The organism is Kitasatospora cinereorecta, from assembly GCF_024172095.1.
GTDB classification, from domain to species: Bacteria; Actinomycetota; Actinomycetes; order Streptomycetales; family Streptomycetaceae; genus Kitasatospora; species Kitasatospora cinereorecta.
Window position 1 is genome coordinate 313790 of the sequence record NZ_JAMZDX010000008.1, and the last position, 15291, is coordinate 329080.

The following is a 15291-nucleotide window of genomic DNA, read 5'->3' on the forward strand; positions in this document are numbered from 1 at the left end:
GCCTGCGACACAACACCCTCGGCCGCAGCCCTGTACGGGTGAGCGAGCTGGCCTTCGGGGCGGCCGGGATCGGCAACCTGTTCACCGCGATGAGCGACGCCCAGGCGGAGCAGGCGGTGGCCGCTGCCTGGGACGTGGGCGTGCGCTACTTCGACACCGCCCCGCACTACGGCCTGGGCCTGTCGGAACGGCGGCTGGGTGACGCCCTCCGGGCAAGGCCCCGGGACGAGTACGTGCTCTCCACCAAGGTCGGCCGCGTGCTGGACCCCGTTCCGGCCGCTCGAGGCGATGACCTCGCCAACGGTTTCGCCGTCCCGGCCGACCACCGTCGCCGCTGGGACTTCACCGCTCAGGGCGTGCGCCAGTCGATCGAGGAGAGCCTGAACCGGCTCGGCCTCGACCGGATCGACATCGTCTACCTCCACGACCCCGACGAGCACGCCGACCAGGCCCTCGCCGAGGCCTACCCGGAGCTGGAACGTCTGCGCGCCGAAGGCGTGCTCGGCGCGATCGGTGTCGGCATGAACCAGGCCGGGCTGCTCGCCCGCTTCGTCCGGGAGACCGACATCGACGCGGTCCTGCTGGCCGGCCGCTACAGCCTGCTCGACCAGCGCGGCCTCGCCGAACTGTTCCCACTCGCCGAACAGCGCGGCGTCGGTGTGGTGGTCGGCGGGGTCTTCAACTCCGGCCTGCTCGCCGACCCGAAGCCCGGTGCCACCTTCGACTACACCACCGCCCCCGACGACCTGGTGTCGCGAGCCCTGGACCTCAAGAGCGTCTGCGAGCGGTACGGCGTTCCGCTGCGGGCAGCCGCGCTGCGGTTCCCGTTCGGGCACCCAGCGGTTGCGTCCGTCCTGGTCGGTACCCGCAGCGCCGCCGAGGTGCGGGACGCCGCCGCGATGCTCGACCACCGCATCCCGGACGAGCTGTGGGCCGAACTGAAGGACCGCGGGCTGCTCCCCGCGGACGTGCCGACACCCCGGGAGGCAGGCTGATGCGGATCGCCCTGTTCATCACCTGCTTCAACGACACCATGTTCCCCGGCACCGGCCGGGCCGTGGTGAGCGTCCTGGAGCGCCTGGGCCACACGGTGGAGTTCCCGCAGGAGCAGACCTGCTGCGGGCAGATGCACTTCAACACCGGCTACCGCCCGGACGCCGTCCCGCTGGTGGCCCGCTTCGCCCGCACCTTCGCCGGCTACGACGCCGTGGTCACACCGTCCGCGTCCTGCGCCGGGATGGCCCGCGAGAACCACCCGCTGCTCGCGGCCGACTACGGCCACGCCCAGCTCCAGCAGCAGGTCGCCGACGTGGTGCCCCGGGTTCACGAGTTCACCGAGTTCCTGACCGACGTCCTCGGCGTCACCGACGTGGGAGCGAGCTTCCCGCACCGGGTCAGCTACCACCCCACCTGCCACTCCCTGCGCGGACTGCGACTCGGCGACCGGCCGCTGGAGCTGCTCCGGGCGGTCAAGGGCATCGACCTGGTCGACCTACCGGACGCCGACTCCTGCTGCGGGTTCGGCGGCACCTTCGCCGTCAAGAACGCCGACACCTCCGCCGCCATGCTCGCCGACAAGGCGGACGGAGTGCTCTCCACCCGCGCCGAGGTGCTGTGCGCAGCCGACAACTCCTGCCTGATGCACATCGGCGGCGGCCTCTCCCGGCGGGGCAGCAGCGTCCGCGCCATGCACCTCGCCGAGATCCTCGCCGCCACCGAAGGAGGAACGCCATGAACGCGCCCAGCAGCCGCGGCGTGGTCTGGCTCGGCTCCCCGGCCTTCCCCGACGCCGCCCGCGAGGCGCTCAAGGACACCCGGCTGCGCGCCAACCTCAAGCGGGCCACCTCCACCATCCGCGACAAGCGCCTCGCCGTCGCCTCGGAACTGGACGACTGGGAGGCACTGCGCGACGCCGCGGCCGCGATCAAGAAGTGCACCGCACGGCACCTGGACCACTACCTGGTCGAGCTGGAGGCCTCGGTCACCGCGGCGGGCGGCACCGTCCACTGGGCCTGCGACGCGGCCGAGGCCAACCGGATCGTCACCGAGCTCGTCCGGGCGACCGGCGAGAGCGAGGTCGTGAAGATCAAGTCCATGGCCACCCAGGAGATCGGCCTCAACGAGCACCTCGCCGAGGCCGGGATCACCGCCTACGAGACCGACCTCGCCGAGCTGATCGTCCAGCTCGGCGACGACCGGCCCTCGCACATCCTGGTCCCGGCGATCCACAGGAACCGCACCGAGGTCCGCGACCTGTTCGCCGCCGAGATGGGCCACTGGGGGCAGCCGGCCCCCGAGGGCCTCACCGACGAGCCCGCCGACCTCGCCGAGGCCGCGCGCCGGCACCTGCGGGAGAAGTTCCTCACCGCCAAGGTGGCCGTCTCCGGCGCCAACTTCGCGGTCGCCGACACCGGCACCGTCGTGGTGGTGGAGTCCGAGGGCAACGGCCGGATGTGCCTGACCCTGCCCGACACCCTGATCACCGTCATGGGCATCGAGAAGGTGGTACCGACCTGGTCGGACCTGGAGGTGTTCCTGCAACTGCTGCCGCGCTCCTCCACCGGCGAGCGGATGAACCCCTACACCTCCACCTGGACCGGCACCACCGAAGGCGACGGACCGTCCGCGTTCCACCTGGTACTGCTCGACAACGGCCGTACCGACACCCTTGCCGACACCGTCGGCCGGCAGGTGCTCGGCTGCATCCGCTGCTCGGCCTGTCTCAACGTCTGCCCGGTCTTCGAACGCACCGGCGGCCACGCCTACGGCTCGGTCTACCCCGGCCCGATCGGCGCCGTCCTCACCCCGCAGCTGATCGGCGTCGAGAACGCCGCCACCCTGCCGTTCGCCTCCACCCTGTGCGGGGCCTGCTACGACGCCTGCCCCGTGAAGATCAACATCCCGGAGGTGCTGGCCCACCTGCGGGCCGAGGCCGTCGAGGCCAAGAACGGTCACACGGCGGAGGCGCTGGCCATGCGCGCGGCCGGGAAGGTCCTCGACTCCCCGCGCCTGCTCGCCGCCGCGCAGAAGGCCGCCTCGCTCGGCGGCCGCGCCCTCGCCCGGCGCGGAACCATCGGCCGCCTGCCCGGCCCGATGCACGGCTGGTCCGACACCCGCGACACCCCAGCGCCGCCCGCCGAGTCCTTCCGCACCTGGTGGCGCAAGAACCGCGAGAACAAGGAAGGGGAGCAGAGTTGAGCAGCCGCGACGCCGTCCTCGGCCGCATCCGCACCGCCCTCGCCGACGTCCCGAGCGGTGAGGCTCCCGAGGACGTGCCGGTGCCCCGGGCGTACCTCCGGTCGCACCTGGAACCCGGACAGGACCCGGTGGCGCTCTTCGCCGAACGGGTCGCCGACTACCGCGCCACCGTCACCCGCACCGACCGCGCCCGCCTGGCCGCCGCCGTCGCCGCCGCCCTCACCCGGCGCGGTGCCCGCCGCCTCGCCCTGCCCGCCGGTTTCCCGAGCGAGCTGTTGCCGAGCGGCAGCTGGGAGTGGCACCCGGAGCCCCTGAACGTCCCCGCCCTGAATGCCCTCGACGGTACGGTCACGCTCGCCGCGGCAGGCATCGCCGTCACCGGCACCATCGTCCTCGACGCCGGCCCGGGCCAGGGGCGGCGCGCCCTCAGCCTCGTCCCGGACTACCACCTGTGCATCGTCCGCGCCGAGCAGATCGCCCCCGACGTCCCGGACGCCCTCGCCCGCCTCGACCCGACCCGGCCGCTCACCTTCATCTCCGGCCCGTCCGCCACCAGCGACATCGAACTCGACCGGGTCGAGGGCGTCCACGGCCCCCGCACCCTGGACGTGATCATCGTCGGCCCCACCCGCCTGGAGCACCCGTGAAGATCGCCCTGCACACCCGTGTCCGCGCCGACCGGATCGAGGAGTACGAAGCCGCGCACCGAGCGGTGCCCGCCGAGCTCGCCGCTGCCATCCGGGCGGCCGGGGTGACCTCATGGACGATCTGGCGCAGCGGCTGCGAGCTGTTCCACCTGCTGGAGTGCGAGGACTGCGCCCGCCTGCTCGCCGAGCTCGAAGACTTGCCGGTCAACGTCGCCTGGCAGACCCGGATGGCCGACCTCCTCGACATCGTCCACGACTACTCCTCGGACGGAACCCGGGCAGGTCTGGCGGAGGTGTGGCAGCTGTGACGGACCGGCAGATCATCGACGCGCACCACCACGTCTGGGACCTGGCCGTGCGTCCGCAGCCCTGGATCACGGGGGAGGCGCTCGCCCCGCTCGCCCGGTCTTTCTCCGCCGAGGACCTGGAGGCCGAGGCACGGGCGGCAGGCGTGATCGGCACCGTCGTCGTGCAGACCGTCTGCGTCCCCGAGGAGACCCCCGAACTCCTGGCCCTTGCCGCCGGCAGCGACTTGGTCGCCGGAGTCGTCGGCTGGACCGACCTCACCGCCCCGGACGTCGCCGACGCCATCGCCGCACTGCGCGAACTGCCCGGCGGCGACCGGCTGGTGGGCATCCGCCACCAGGTCCAGGAGGAAACCGACCCGACCTGGGTGCTGCGCCAGGACGTCCGGCGCGGCCTGCTCGCCGTCGGCCGGGCCGGCCTCGCCTTCGACCTGCTGGTCACGCCACAGCAACTGCCCGCGGCGTTCACCGTGGCAGCCGGGATGACCGGAGTGGGCTTCGTCCTCGACCACCTCGGCAAGCCGCCGATCGCCACCGGCCCGCTCACCCCGTGGGCCGCCGACGTGCGTCGCCTGGCCGCCCTGCCCAACACCGTGTGCAAGCTCTCCGGCCTGGTGACCGAGGCGGCCCCCGGCACCGTGCGGATCGAGGACCTGGCCCCGTACGCCGACACCGCGCTGGACGCCTTCGGCCCGCAGCGGCTGCTCTTCGGCTCGGACTGGCCGGTCTGCACGCTCCGGGCCGGTTACGCCGAAACCGTGCGGATCGCCGATCGCCTCACCGACCGGCTCAGCCCGGCGGAGAAGGACGCGGTCTTCCGCGACAACGCGGTTCGCGCCTACGGCCTCCGCCCACCGGCGCGGCCGTGACCTATCCTGCACGGACCGGAAACCGAGAGAGACGAGCGCGCGTGCCAGTCACCGACGAGGCGATCGAGAAGATCAAGGCCATGATCGTCAGCGGTGAGCTCCGCCCGGGCTCCCGGCTCCCGCGCGAGGCCGACCTGGCCGAGCGCCTCGGGCTGTCCCGCAACTCCCTGCGAGAGGCGGTCAAGGCGCTCTCGCTCGTCCGGGTGCTCGACGTGAGGCAGGGCGACGGCACGTACGTGACCAGCCTGGAGCCCGGACTGCTGGTGGACGCGCTCTCGTTCGCGGTCGACCTCCAGCAGGACGACACGGTGCTGCAGTTCCTGGAGGTCCGCCGGATCCTGGAGCCGGCCGCCGCGGCCATGGCCGCCCGGGTGATGCCGGACGAGGACATCGAGGCCCTTGGTCAGCTGCTGGACCGGCTCGAGGACGACGCCTCACTGGAGACACTGATCGACAACGACCTGGAGTTCCACCGCCGGCTGGCGGCGGGTTCAGGTAACGCGGTGCTCAGCTCGCTGATCGACGGCCTGTCCGGCCCGACCGCGCGAGCCCGACTGTGGCGCGGACGGACGGAGGAGGGCGCCGTGGAGCGGACCAGGCAGCAGCACCGGGCGATCTGCGAGGCCGTCGCCACCCGCCGTCCGGAACTCGCCCAGGCGTGGGCGACGGTGCACGTCGCGGAGGTCGAGCAGTGGCTGCGCGGGGCTCTCGGCGCAGCGGCATCCGAAACGGGCTGAGCCAGATCTCCGTCGTGCAGCGCAAGGTCGTCTCGCCCAACGACCGCCGCGGAATCGGTACGGTGCCGGATCGACTGGAAGTACGCACTCGGCATGGAGCTGGAGGACCCCGGGTTCCACCACAGCATGCTGGCGGACTTCCGTCAGCGCCTGGCCGAGGAGGGCCGCGCCGACAAGCTGTTCGGCCTCGCGCTGGAGAAGATCAAGGCCGTCGGGCTGGTCCGCGAGCGTGGCCGTCAGCGCACCGACTCCACCCACGTCCTGGCCGCCGTCCGCGACCTGACCCGCCTGGAGCTGGTCACCGAAGCGATGCGCGCCGCCCTGGAGGAGCTCGCTCGCCGGGCCCCGCACGAGCTGGCCGGCCTGGTCACCGAAGACTGGGGCCGGCGCTACGGCCGCGCCGCCCGCCTCGGCAAGAACCCCTCCCGGCCCAAGGGCCGGACCAAGGAGACCGGCGACGACGCCCACCTGCTGCTGCGCTACGTGAACCACTACCTTCCCGCGCTCCGCGACGGTGAACAGGTCCAGGCCCTGCGGCAGATCTTCCTTCTACTGGCTCGACGAGCAGGAGCGACTGTGCTGGCGCGAGGCCGACTCCGCCGGCCTGCCGCCCTCCGGTTTCGCGATCGTCTCGCCCTACGACGTGACGGCCCGGTTCGCGCGCCGCGGCGACACCCGTTGGAAGGGCTTCCTCGCGCACGTCACCGAGACCTGCGACGACGGCGACGTGAACGTGATCACCGACGTGACCACCACGAACGCCGTGATCCACGACAGCAAGACCCTGCCGGTGATCCTCGACCGGCTCGACCAGCGAGAACTGCTGCCGTTGGAGCACTACGTGGACGGCGGCTGCCTCTCCGTCGCCTTCGAGCACCGCGCCGCCCGCGAACACGGCGTCGGCCTGGTCGGGGCGGTCAGGGCCAAGAGGACCCGGCAGCCCCGCCAGGGCGGCATCTTCCACCGCGACGCCTTCGTCATCGACTGGGACGCCAAGCAGGTCACCTGTCCCTCGGGCAAGACCAGCAACCGGTGGGCCACACCCCCGTCCCTCGCGCCCTACATCACCGCCAGCTTCTTGGTCGCCGACTGCCGCTCCTGTCCGTTGAAGGTGTCCTGCACCCGCACCGACGCTCGCACGGTGTCCTTCCTGCCGCGCGAGCTCTACGACATCCAGTCGGAGTCCAGGACCGAGCAGCAGACCCAGGAGTGGCTCTCGCGCTACTCGCTGCGGGCGGGCATCGAGAGCACCATCAGCGAGTTCGTCAACGGCCACGGCATGCGCCAGTGCCGCTACCGCAGCGAGGACGAGGCCCACGTCCAGCACGTGCTGACCGCCATCGCCGTCAACCTCGAACGCATCGGCGTCCACCTGCCGGCCGCGCCAGAGCGCCGGCCGCGGACACCGACCGCGTTGCAGGACTACCTCGACCGGCACGGCATCTCCCGGCCGCGCTCCTGGCGTGTCGCAACCCACCTCGCAGGCTGACTGATCAATCTCACGACCAGCCAGCCGACCTTGGCCATGACCTCTATCGGGAATCCGCCGACAAACCATCCCTCCCACGGCGCCCGGCCGAACTTCCGCGAATCAGCGCGATGATATTCTCGGCAGCCGCTCTTCCAAGATCCCCGACAGCGTCAGGCACTTCACGCGGCACGAACCGGAACCACACCTTGATCCGATTGCTCTCAGCAACGACGGGCTCGGATGGAGTCATAGAGGTCACGGTCCAGATGATCGCGGACTCACCTTCATGCATCGAACGCAGGTCCGTCCGACCTCAGTCCGGAAAATACCCGATGGGCCGCCCTCACTTCCGTTCTATGTGGTCACAGCACTAGACGAGTAGTTCCGAAGTCGGCTGGGTTCGCCGGTTCTGCCTCGGATGTGCAGGGACGGCGTCCAACATCGGGTTGGTGACGACCACAGAACTGGACACTCTCCTGACCCGGCCGTGGCGCTGGTCGCCGGCGAGGTCTTCTCCGGCGTCGGCGAGACCCGGAGCGGCAAGCCCGGCATTGATCTTCGCCGGTCTGTGGTGGTGCTTAGTGCCTGCTTGTCTGTGTGCGGCGGCCCGCAGCCATCCCAGAGCTGGCGGCCTCCATGCGATCGGAAGCCCAACACGACGGAAACGCAATCCCGCCACCGTCCGACCAGACACCGCAAAACCCAGACAGCACGTCGGTTCCGGTCGCCGGTGATGGCCCGGTTTCCGGGCCATTGCTGCGGCGGGCGGGACGCGGTGACCGAGACATCCACGGGTCGGGTCAGTGCGGCAGTTGGCTGTCCATGCTGCCCCACAGTTCGGCGATTCGGCCCTCGGTGACCCTAAAGATCTCCAGCAGGGTGCCGCCAGCCGCGTCCGGGTCGGCGGAGACGCCGTAGACGGTCGAGCGCAACGCCACCCGGTCGCCGTCGACCAGTATGTCCTCGACGACGCTCCGCGCGGATGGGTATGCCGTGACCATTGCCGCCCAGGCGGCCTTCAGAGCTTCGAGGCCTCCCCGCAGCGGGTGACTGTAGAAGTCGGGCGCGAAGATCTCGTCCGCGGCGGCGATGTCCCGTGCGTTGAAAGCCTCGTGCATGCGGTGTGCGAGCTGATGGGAGTCGGGGCTGGTCATGAACGCTTCCCTCCTTGCAGGCAGGTGCGAATTATGTCACTGCTCGTAGCCACCGTGTCGTGGAAATCCTTCGAGCGCACGGATGTTGATGGCTAGTCAGGAAGACCCCGTGCTGGGCGTGGTCGCTGTAGGCAAGTAGTCCGAAGTCGGCTGGTTTCGCCGGTTCTGCCTCAGACGTGCAGGAGGGTGTCCAGCATCGGGGTTGTGGTCCGAAGTTCTGCCCCGCCAAAGGGACGAGGGTGTCCAAGATCAGTTTGTGACGACCGATCTGGACACCCTCTTGACCGCACTGTACGTGAAGATCGACGACGAGATTGGAGGAACGCGATGGCTGGGCCGCCCGCCTCTGCTCAGCGACTCCGAACTCGTCTGCCTCGCGGTGGCCCAGGCCCTGCTCGGCTACCACTCCGAGGCCCGCTGGCTGCGCTACGCGCGCAAGCACCTGTCCGGCATGTTCCCGTACCTGCCTCAACGCGCCGGCTACAACAAGCGCCTGCGGGCCGCACTTCCGCTGGTCAAACGCACGATCCGGGATCTGGCCCGGGACAGCGATTTCTGGACCGATACCGTCTGGATCACCGACTCCACCCCGGTGCCGTGCGGCATGTCGCGCCCCACCGTCCAACGGTCCGACCTGGCGGGCTGGGCCGGCTACGGCTACTGCGCCTCCCACTCCCGGTTCTTCTGGGGCCTACGTCTGTACCTGGTGTGCACGCCGACCGGTTTGCCGATCCTGTGGGCGCTGGCCAACCCGAAGATCGACGAGCGCGAGGTCCTGGCCGCGATGCTCGAAGTCGACGCCGAGCTGGTCGCCCGGCGCGATGGGATCCTGCTCATCTCCGACAAGGGCTTCGCCTCGACGGTGTTCGAGCGAGAACTCGCTGAGCTGGGCATCGAGTTGCTGAGGCCGTCGTTCAAGCGCGAGAAGCGGCGGTTCGGCGAACCGATGCTCAAGAAGGTCCGCCAACTCATCGAGTCGGTGAACGACACCCTCAAAGGCCAGCTCGACCTGGAACAACACGGCGGGCGGACCTTCGAGGGCGTCGCGATCCGGGTGGCCCAGCGACTCCTGGCGATGGCTGCCGGGATCTGGCACAACAACCAGACCGGCGCCCCCATCACCCGCTCCCTCATCGCGTTCGACCACTGAGCACTTCGGATCTACTCGTCTAGCTAGCCGAGCATGCGCTCGATCATGGCTTGGCTGGAGCCGACGGCGTGGTGGTGGAAGGCGTCTCCGGCCCGCACTGGGTCTCCGATGACCAGCAGCTCCAGCAGTCGGCGGTGCGCGTTGGGGATGTCGGCGACCACGTCAGACTCTGCGCTCACCCCGTAGCGCATGTACCGGGACAACTTGCTGTGCAGGTTGTGGGTCAACAGGGTCAGTGCGGGGCTGCGTGCCGCCAGCCAGACGCCCTCGTGGAAGGCGCCGTCCAACTCGAACAGGCGCTTGAGATCACCGGCAGCCACCGCCTCGTCCATCCAGTCGCAGATCTCGGCGAGTGCCGCATGGGACTCCGGCGTCCACCTGGAGATCGCCAGTTCTGCGGCGTAGCGTTCGAGCACGCCGCGGATCCCGCCCAGATCCCGCACCTCGTCCGGAGTCAACGAGGACACGAAGGTGCCGCGTCTGGGAAGCCTGACCACGAAACCCTCATCGGCCAGCCGCGTGAAGGCATCACGGACCACGACGTTGCTGACCTCGAGCCGGGCTGCCAGCTGTCGCTCGACCAGGTGGTCGCCCGGCTTCATCTGGCCGTTCAGGATCGCGTCCCTGATCCGTGCGGTCACGTTGTCCACGAGGCTGCTCGGCGAAGCCGGTGAAAGTGTGTACTCAAGCATGTGCCAACTCTAAGGCCTCGCGGGCGCTTCAAGCAGGGATGTCGCATGGATGCGATATGCTTAAGCGCATGAGAATCGCCACTCCCGAGGGTCGCCCCGGACAGGGCTCGAAGCCACGCGACTCCGAAGAACCGCCACGCCCGGTCCGGGTGGCGTAGTGATCGAGATCTCCCGTCACGGCTTCGGCGCCGCCACGCTCGGCAATCTCTACACGGAAGTCGCCGACGACCAGGCGGAGCAAGCGGTCCAGGCGGCCTGGCACGCTGGTGTCCGGCTCTTCGACACCGCTCCGCACTACGGTCTCGGCCTGTCGGAGCGCCGGCTCGGCCGCGCTCTCTCCGCTTACCCGCGGGACAGCTACGTGCTGTCGACCAAGGTCGGTCGCCTCCTCCTCCCGGCCGACAGCGAAGGGCTTGATCCGGACGGCTTCCTCGTGCCGGCCACGCATCGAAGGGTCTGGGACTTCTCCGCCGACGGTGTGCGGCGCTCGATCGAGGACAGCCTCGATCGGATGGGGCTGGACCGTATCGACATCGTTCTCTTGCATGATGCCGAGTCGCACCTCCCCCAGGCGGTGCGAGAGGCGTACCCGGCCCTGGCGGATCTGCGAGCCCAGGGCGTCATCAGGGCGATCGGTGCGGGGATGAACCATTGCCGGCCGCTGGAAACCTTGGTGCGCGAGACCGATATCGACACGGTCATGATCGCCGGCCGCTACACCCTGCTGGACCAGAGCGCGGGTGCCTCCCTCCTGCCCACTTGCCTGGAGCGTGGTGTGGCGGTTCTGGCTGCGGGCGTCTTCAACAGCGGGCTGCTGGCCACGGACGGGACCGGCGGCACCTATGACTATCACCCTGCACCCGCGCACCTGATCGACCGCGCCCGCCGGATCGCCCAGGTGTGCGAGCAGTACGAGGTGACACTGCCCCAAGCCGCTCTCGCTTTCCCGCTTCGGCACCCAGCCGTGTCCAGCGTCGTCGTGGGCGCCCGGAGCGCCTCGGAGGTGCGCCGCAACGCCGAGCTACTGGCTCGTGAGATTCCCGAGGCCCTCTGGGCCGACCTTGTGGCACTGTCTCTCGAAGATCCGCAGTCCTTCCGAAGGTGACCGGCGGGCGCCCGCCAGGCGGCGGGACGTGCCAGGTCTAGGCGGCCGAGTTCCCCTTCTTCACCGAGAACGCGCCCACCAGGGCAGGGCCTGCGACACAACCACAGTGACCAGGGCGGGCGATCCGCGGACCAGCCCGGACAGCGGCACGCAGGTCGGAGGCCTTCAGTAGCGGCAGCAGCTCGAAACCGTCGGTGCCGAGCGCCTCGGTGCGGCCCTGTTCGTCGCCGGTCACGCACAGGGCCTCGCGGACGCGAGTTCCCGAGGCACGCAGATCGCTGGTGGACAGCACGGTCCGGCCGCCACTCGTGACGTTCTCGCATCGGTACCCGCCGGTCGACGATGCGCGCGCCCTCAGGCAGGCGACAGGCTCCAGTGCTGTGGCCTGCTTGCGGACAAAGGCACAGGCAGGCCCGCGTGCCGACCGGGCGCGTGAGCGCCGGGATTCCGCCCAGCTCCGGACCGGCCGACTGTTCCGCGTCGGCCGCCCCTGCCGCTGTCCGGTACGCCTGCGCGTACACCTCGTCTACCCGGGATGACGGGACGCCGCCTCCCCGATGGACGGCAAGGAAATTCTCCTCCGTCCGAACTCTTGACGGGCACCCATCTCGGCCTACAAGGTGTGGGTGTTGCTTAAGCATTAAGTATCGAGCTCAGGGGCGTTAAATGATCGATCGGCTGCTCTTCGGCGGGGACTACAACCCCGAGCAGTGGCCCGACTCCGTCGTGGAGGAGGACCTCTGCCTGATGGCTCAGGCAGGCGTCACCCTGCTGACCGTGGGCGTCTTCTCCTGGGCGCTGCTGGAGCCGAAGGAGGAGTGCTACCGGTTCGATTGGCTCGACCAGCTGCTCGACCGGCTGCACGGGGCGGGCATATGCGTCGATCTGGCAACGCCGACGGCGGCGCCGCCACAGTGGTTCTCGCGGGCGTATCCGGCAAGCCTGCCGGTTGACGTGCACGGCCACCGCCTGGCCGCCGGCTCACGGCTGACCTGGTGCCCGAGTTCGCCGGACTACCGCCGTGCCGCCGTGCGGATCGCGGGAGAGCTGGCCGAGCGTTACAGCCGCCATCCGGCGGTTCGGATGTGGCACGTCGGCAACGAGCTCGGCTGCAAGAACATGCTCTGCTACTGCGAAACGTCCGCGGCAGCCTTCCGCGCTTGGCTGCAGGAGCGGTACAGCACCCTTGAGGCGCTCAACGAGGCCTGGGGCACGGTGGTCTGGTCGCAGACCTACGGAAGCTGGGAGGAGGTACAGCCTCCGCTGGCCACTGCTTCGTGGTCCATGCCGGCGCAGGAGCTGGACTTCCGGCGGTTCAGCTCCGACGCCGTGCTCGAGGGCTTCAAAGCGGAGCGCGACGCGATCCGGCAGCACAGCGATCTGCCCGTCACCACCAACTTCATGGCCGCGTCCTTCAAGGACGCCGACTACTTCCGCTGGGCCCGCGAGTTGGATGTGGTCAGCAACGACCACTACCTGAGGGCCGAGGATCCGGACAATCACGTGGATCTTGCGCTCGCGGCGGACCTGTCCAGAGGCCTGGGCGGGGGGGCTCCGTGGATCCTCATGGAGCACTCCACGAGCGCGGTGAGCTGGCAGCCTCGGAATCTGGCCAAGGGCCCGGGTGAGCTGCGGCGGAACAGTCTCGCGCACGTCGCCCGGGGCGCCGACGCGGTCTGCTTCTTCCAATGGCGGGCGTCGGTGGTCGGCCCGGAGAAGTTCCATTCCGCGATGCTCCAGCACGCCGGCACCGACACCCGCGTCTGGCGGGAGGTGTGCGAGCTGGGCCGGGACATCGGTCGGCTGGCCCCGGTCGCGGGCACGCGGGTCGAGGCGGAGGTGGCGATGCTCTGGGACTACGAGGCCTGGTGGGCGCTGGAACTGGACGGCCGACCCAGCCGCGACATCGCGTTCCTCAGCCTGGTCAGGGAGTGGTATGCCGCCCTGTGGCGTCTTGGGATCACCGTCGACCTCGTGCACCCGTCCGCTGACCTGTCTGGTTACCGGATGGTAGTCGCTCCGTCCCTCTATCTGACGGCTGACGACCTGACGGACCGGCTCAGCGACTTCGTCGCAGGAGGCGGCACCGCGGTGGTGGGCTTCTTCTCCGGAATATCGGACGAGAACGACCGGGTCAGGACGGGCGGCTATCCAGGCGCCTTCCGTGACCTGCTCGGGGTGCGAGTCGAGGAGTTCCACCCGCACGCCGAGGGCGCGAAAGTCGTCCTGGACGACGGAGCGGAGGGCCGCATATGGTCTGAGCACCTTCATCTGGCCGGTGCTTCGACCGTGACCGCCTACGCCGAGGGGTTCCTCGCCGGGCAGCCGGCCATCACCAGACATGCCCACGGCGAGGGCTGCGCCTGGTACCTGTCGACCCTCCCCACTCCGGCCCGACTGGCCGCGACCCTGGCCGAGGCCGCGCGAGAAGCCGGCGTGCGCCCACCGGTCGTCCGCTCGTCCGAGCAACTGGAGATCGTCCGCCGTACCGGCGCAGGCGGGTCGTACCTGTTCCTCATCAACCACGGAAACCGAGAGGAATCCGTCCAGGTTGCCGGCACGGACCTGCTGACCGGAGTCCGGCACAACGGTGAACTCATTCTGCCCGCAGGCGCTGTGAGCGTCGTCCGCGTGCAGCAGAACTGAAAGAAGAGAGAAACGAAATGCGCAGATCACTTGTATTGGCGGCGGGCGTCAGTGCGCTGATGCTGGTTGTCGCGGCCTGCTCCTCCTCGACTGGTGGAGCGACGCAGAGTGACCCGGCGGGCAAGGTCGAGCTGACCTACTGGTCCTGGGTGCCCAACATGGACAAGACCGTCGCGAAGTGGAACGCGACCCACCCCGACATTCAAGTAAAGGTCAACGCGGTGCCCGGCGGCAAGGGCGGCACCTACGCCAAGCTGTTCGCGGCGCTCAAGGCAGGCAACGCACCCGACCTGGCGCAGGTGGAGTTCGACTACTTGCCCAACTTCATCCAGCAGGGTGGGGCGGAGGACATCACCGCCTACGTCGGCTCGGCCAAGTCGAAGTTCGTCGGCTGGACCTGGCCGCAGGTCGCCCCGGACGGCAAGCACGTCTACGCGGTCCCGCAGGACACCGGGCCGATGGCGCTGCTCTACCGGAAGGACCTGTTCGACAAGGCCGGCATAGCCCGGCCTCCTGCCACCTGGCAGGAGTTCTCCCAGGACGCGGCCGTGCTCGCGGCCGACCACGTCGCCATCACCACGTTCCCGACCAACCAGAGTGACTGGTTCGCCGGACTGGCGTGGCAGAAGGGTGCCCGGTGGTTCGACATCAAGGGCGACAAGTGGCAGGTGTCGCTGACCGACCCGGCCTCCGAGCAGGTGGCCGAGTACTGGCAGAAGCTGATCGACGCCAAGCAGGCCAAGGCCGATCAGTTCTTCGGCGACCAGTGGACCAACGACCTTACAACGGGGAAGGTCGCTTCCTGGATCACCGGGGCATGGGGGCCGGCCACGCTCTCGAAGCTCACGCCCCAGCAGGCCGGCATGTGGGCCGTCGCGCCCCTGCCGCAGTGGACGGCCAATGACCACCTCACCGGGAACTGGGGCGGTTCGACGGTCGCCGTCATGAAGGGGGCCAAGAATCCCAAGGCCGCGGCCGAATTCGCGCTCTGGCTCAACTCCGCTCCGGAGGCCGTCGAGTCGCTGGTGGCCGACGGCGGCCTCTACCCGGCGGTGGCCGACCCGGGGTCGATCAAGGCGCTGTCCGCGCCTCAGCAGTTCTGGGGGCAGCAGTCCCCCATGACGCCCTTCGGCGCACAGACGCTCAACACCGACTGGCGGTGGGGGCCGACCATGAGTGAGACCTTCACTGCGCTCAATGACGCGACGGGCACGGTCGGTGTCAGCGGCACCGTCGTGAACGCGTTGGCCGCCGCACAGGCCAAAACCGTCGACGCCATGAAGAAGCAGGGCTTCCCGGTCGCCCAGTAAGGATCCA

15 protein-coding genes and 1 pseudogene are annotated in these 15291 nt (G+C 69.6%); 13 read left to right on the top strand and 3 right to left on the bottom strand.

What is annotated here, in order from left to right:
* The first annotated feature begins 2 nt into the window (after window positions 1-2).
* The 9 genes and pseudogenes from FHR36_RS36690 to FHR36_RS36725 all read left to right on the top strand — a co-directional run bounded on the left by FHR36_RS36690 (window position 3) and on the right by FHR36_RS36725 (window position 7245).
* Complete coding sequence (locus tag FHR36_RS36690; protein WP_253804614.1) at window positions 3-995, top strand: aldo/keto reductase; 993 nt, start codon at window positions 3-5, stop codon at window positions 993-995.
* Window positions 995-1735 carry a (Fe-S)-binding protein gene (locus FHR36_RS36695; RefSeq protein ID WP_253804511.1) on the top strand — a complete coding sequence of 247 codons (741 nt, stop codon included), beginning with the start codon at window positions 995-997 and terminating at the stop codon, window positions 1733-1735. The genes FHR36_RS36690 and FHR36_RS36695 overlap by 1 nt, the downstream gene beginning before the upstream one ends.
* Window positions 1732-3198 (top strand): LutB/LldF family L-lactate oxidation iron-sulfur protein, encoded by a 1467-nt coding sequence (locus FHR36_RS36700; RefSeq protein ID WP_253804512.1) that lies wholly within the window; start codon window positions 1732-1734, stop codon window positions 3196-3198. Before FHR36_RS36695 ends, FHR36_RS36700 begins: the two co-directional genes overlap by 4 nt.
* On the top strand, window positions 3195-3845 hold the full coding sequence (locus tag FHR36_RS36705) for a LutC/YkgG family protein (protein WP_253804513.1): 651 nt from the start codon (window positions 3195-3197) through the stop codon (window positions 3843-3845). The genes FHR36_RS36700 and FHR36_RS36705 overlap by 4 nt, the downstream gene beginning before the upstream one ends.
* Window positions 3842-4153 carry an L-rhamnose mutarotase gene (locus FHR36_RS36710; protein ID WP_253804514.1) on the top strand — a complete coding sequence of 104 codons (312 nt, stop codon included), beginning with the start codon at window positions 3842-3844 and terminating at the stop codon, window positions 4151-4153. The genes FHR36_RS36705 and FHR36_RS36710 overlap by 4 nt, the downstream gene beginning before the upstream one ends.
* Complete coding sequence (locus FHR36_RS36715; RefSeq protein WP_253804615.1) at window positions 4150-5019, top strand: amidohydrolase family protein; 870 nt, start codon at window positions 4150-4152, stop codon at window positions 5017-5019. The genes FHR36_RS36710 and FHR36_RS36715 overlap by 4 nt, the downstream gene beginning before the upstream one ends.
* A 41-nt stretch (window positions 5020-5060) precedes the next feature.
* Window positions 5061-5756, top strand: coding sequence for a FadR/GntR family transcriptional regulator (locus FHR36_RS36720; protein WP_253804515.1), 696 nt, complete (start codon window positions 5061-5063; stop codon window positions 5754-5756).
* Window positions 5757-5813: 57 nt separating this feature from the next.
* Window positions 5814-5927: pseudogene (locus FHR36_RS40535) on the top strand (transposase); the annotation flags it as partial.
* Window positions 5928-6270: 343 nt separating this feature from the next.
* On the top strand, window positions 6271-7245 hold the full coding sequence (locus FHR36_RS36725) for a transposase (RefSeq protein ID WP_253804516.1): 975 nt from the start codon (window positions 6271-6273) through the stop codon (window positions 7243-7245).
* A gap of 782 nt (window positions 7246-8027) precedes the next feature.
* On the opposite strand, the gene FHR36_RS36730 is transcribed toward FHR36_RS36725, so the two are convergent.
* A complete protein-coding gene (locus tag FHR36_RS36730) occupies window positions 8028-8381 on the bottom strand; it encodes an ester cyclase (protein WP_253804517.1) in 354 nt (117 codons plus the stop codon).
* A gap of 256 nt (window positions 8382-8637) precedes the next feature.
* On the opposite strand from FHR36_RS36730, the gene FHR36_RS36735 reads away from it, so the two are divergent.
* On the top strand, window positions 8638-9531 hold the full coding sequence (locus FHR36_RS36735) for an IS982 family transposase (RefSeq protein ID WP_253804518.1): 894 nt from the start codon (window positions 8638-8640) through the stop codon (window positions 9529-9531).
* Window positions 9532-9554: 23 nt separating this feature from the next.
* On the opposite strand, the gene FHR36_RS36740 is transcribed toward FHR36_RS36735, so the two are convergent.
* Window positions 9555-10223, bottom strand: a complete 669-nt coding sequence (locus FHR36_RS36740; RefSeq protein ID WP_253804519.1) for a GntR family transcriptional regulator — start codon at window positions 10221-10223, stop codon at window positions 9555-9557.
* Between the two features lie 157 nt (window positions 10224-10380).
* Between FHR36_RS36740 and FHR36_RS36745 the strand changes: the two genes are divergently transcribed.
* On the top strand, window positions 10381-11328 hold the full coding sequence (locus FHR36_RS36745; protein ID WP_253804520.1) for an aldo/keto reductase: 948 nt from the start codon (window positions 10381-10383) through the stop codon (window positions 11326-11328).
* A 37-nt stretch (window positions 11329-11365) separates the two neighbouring features.
* On the opposite strand, the gene FHR36_RS36750 is transcribed toward FHR36_RS36745, so the two are convergent.
* On the bottom strand, window positions 11366-11620 hold the full coding sequence (locus tag FHR36_RS36750; protein WP_253804521.1) for a hypothetical protein: 255 nt from the start codon (window positions 11618-11620) through the stop codon (window positions 11366-11368).
* A gap of 374 nt (window positions 11621-11994) precedes the next feature.
* Here FHR36_RS36750 and FHR36_RS36755 point away from each other — a divergent pair, with 374 nt between their 5' ends.
* Both FHR36_RS36755 and FHR36_RS36760 read left to right on the top strand, forming a co-directional pair.
* Complete coding sequence (locus FHR36_RS36755) at window positions 11995-13974, top strand: beta-galactosidase (protein ID WP_253804522.1); 1980 nt, start codon at window positions 11995-11997, stop codon at window positions 13972-13974.
* 17 nt (window positions 13975-13991) lie between these two features.
* Window positions 13992-15284, top strand: a complete 1293-nt coding sequence (locus tag FHR36_RS36760; RefSeq protein WP_253804523.1) for an ABC transporter substrate-binding protein — start codon at window positions 13992-13994, stop codon at window positions 15282-15284.
* Window positions 15285-15291: the final 7 nt, after the last annotated feature.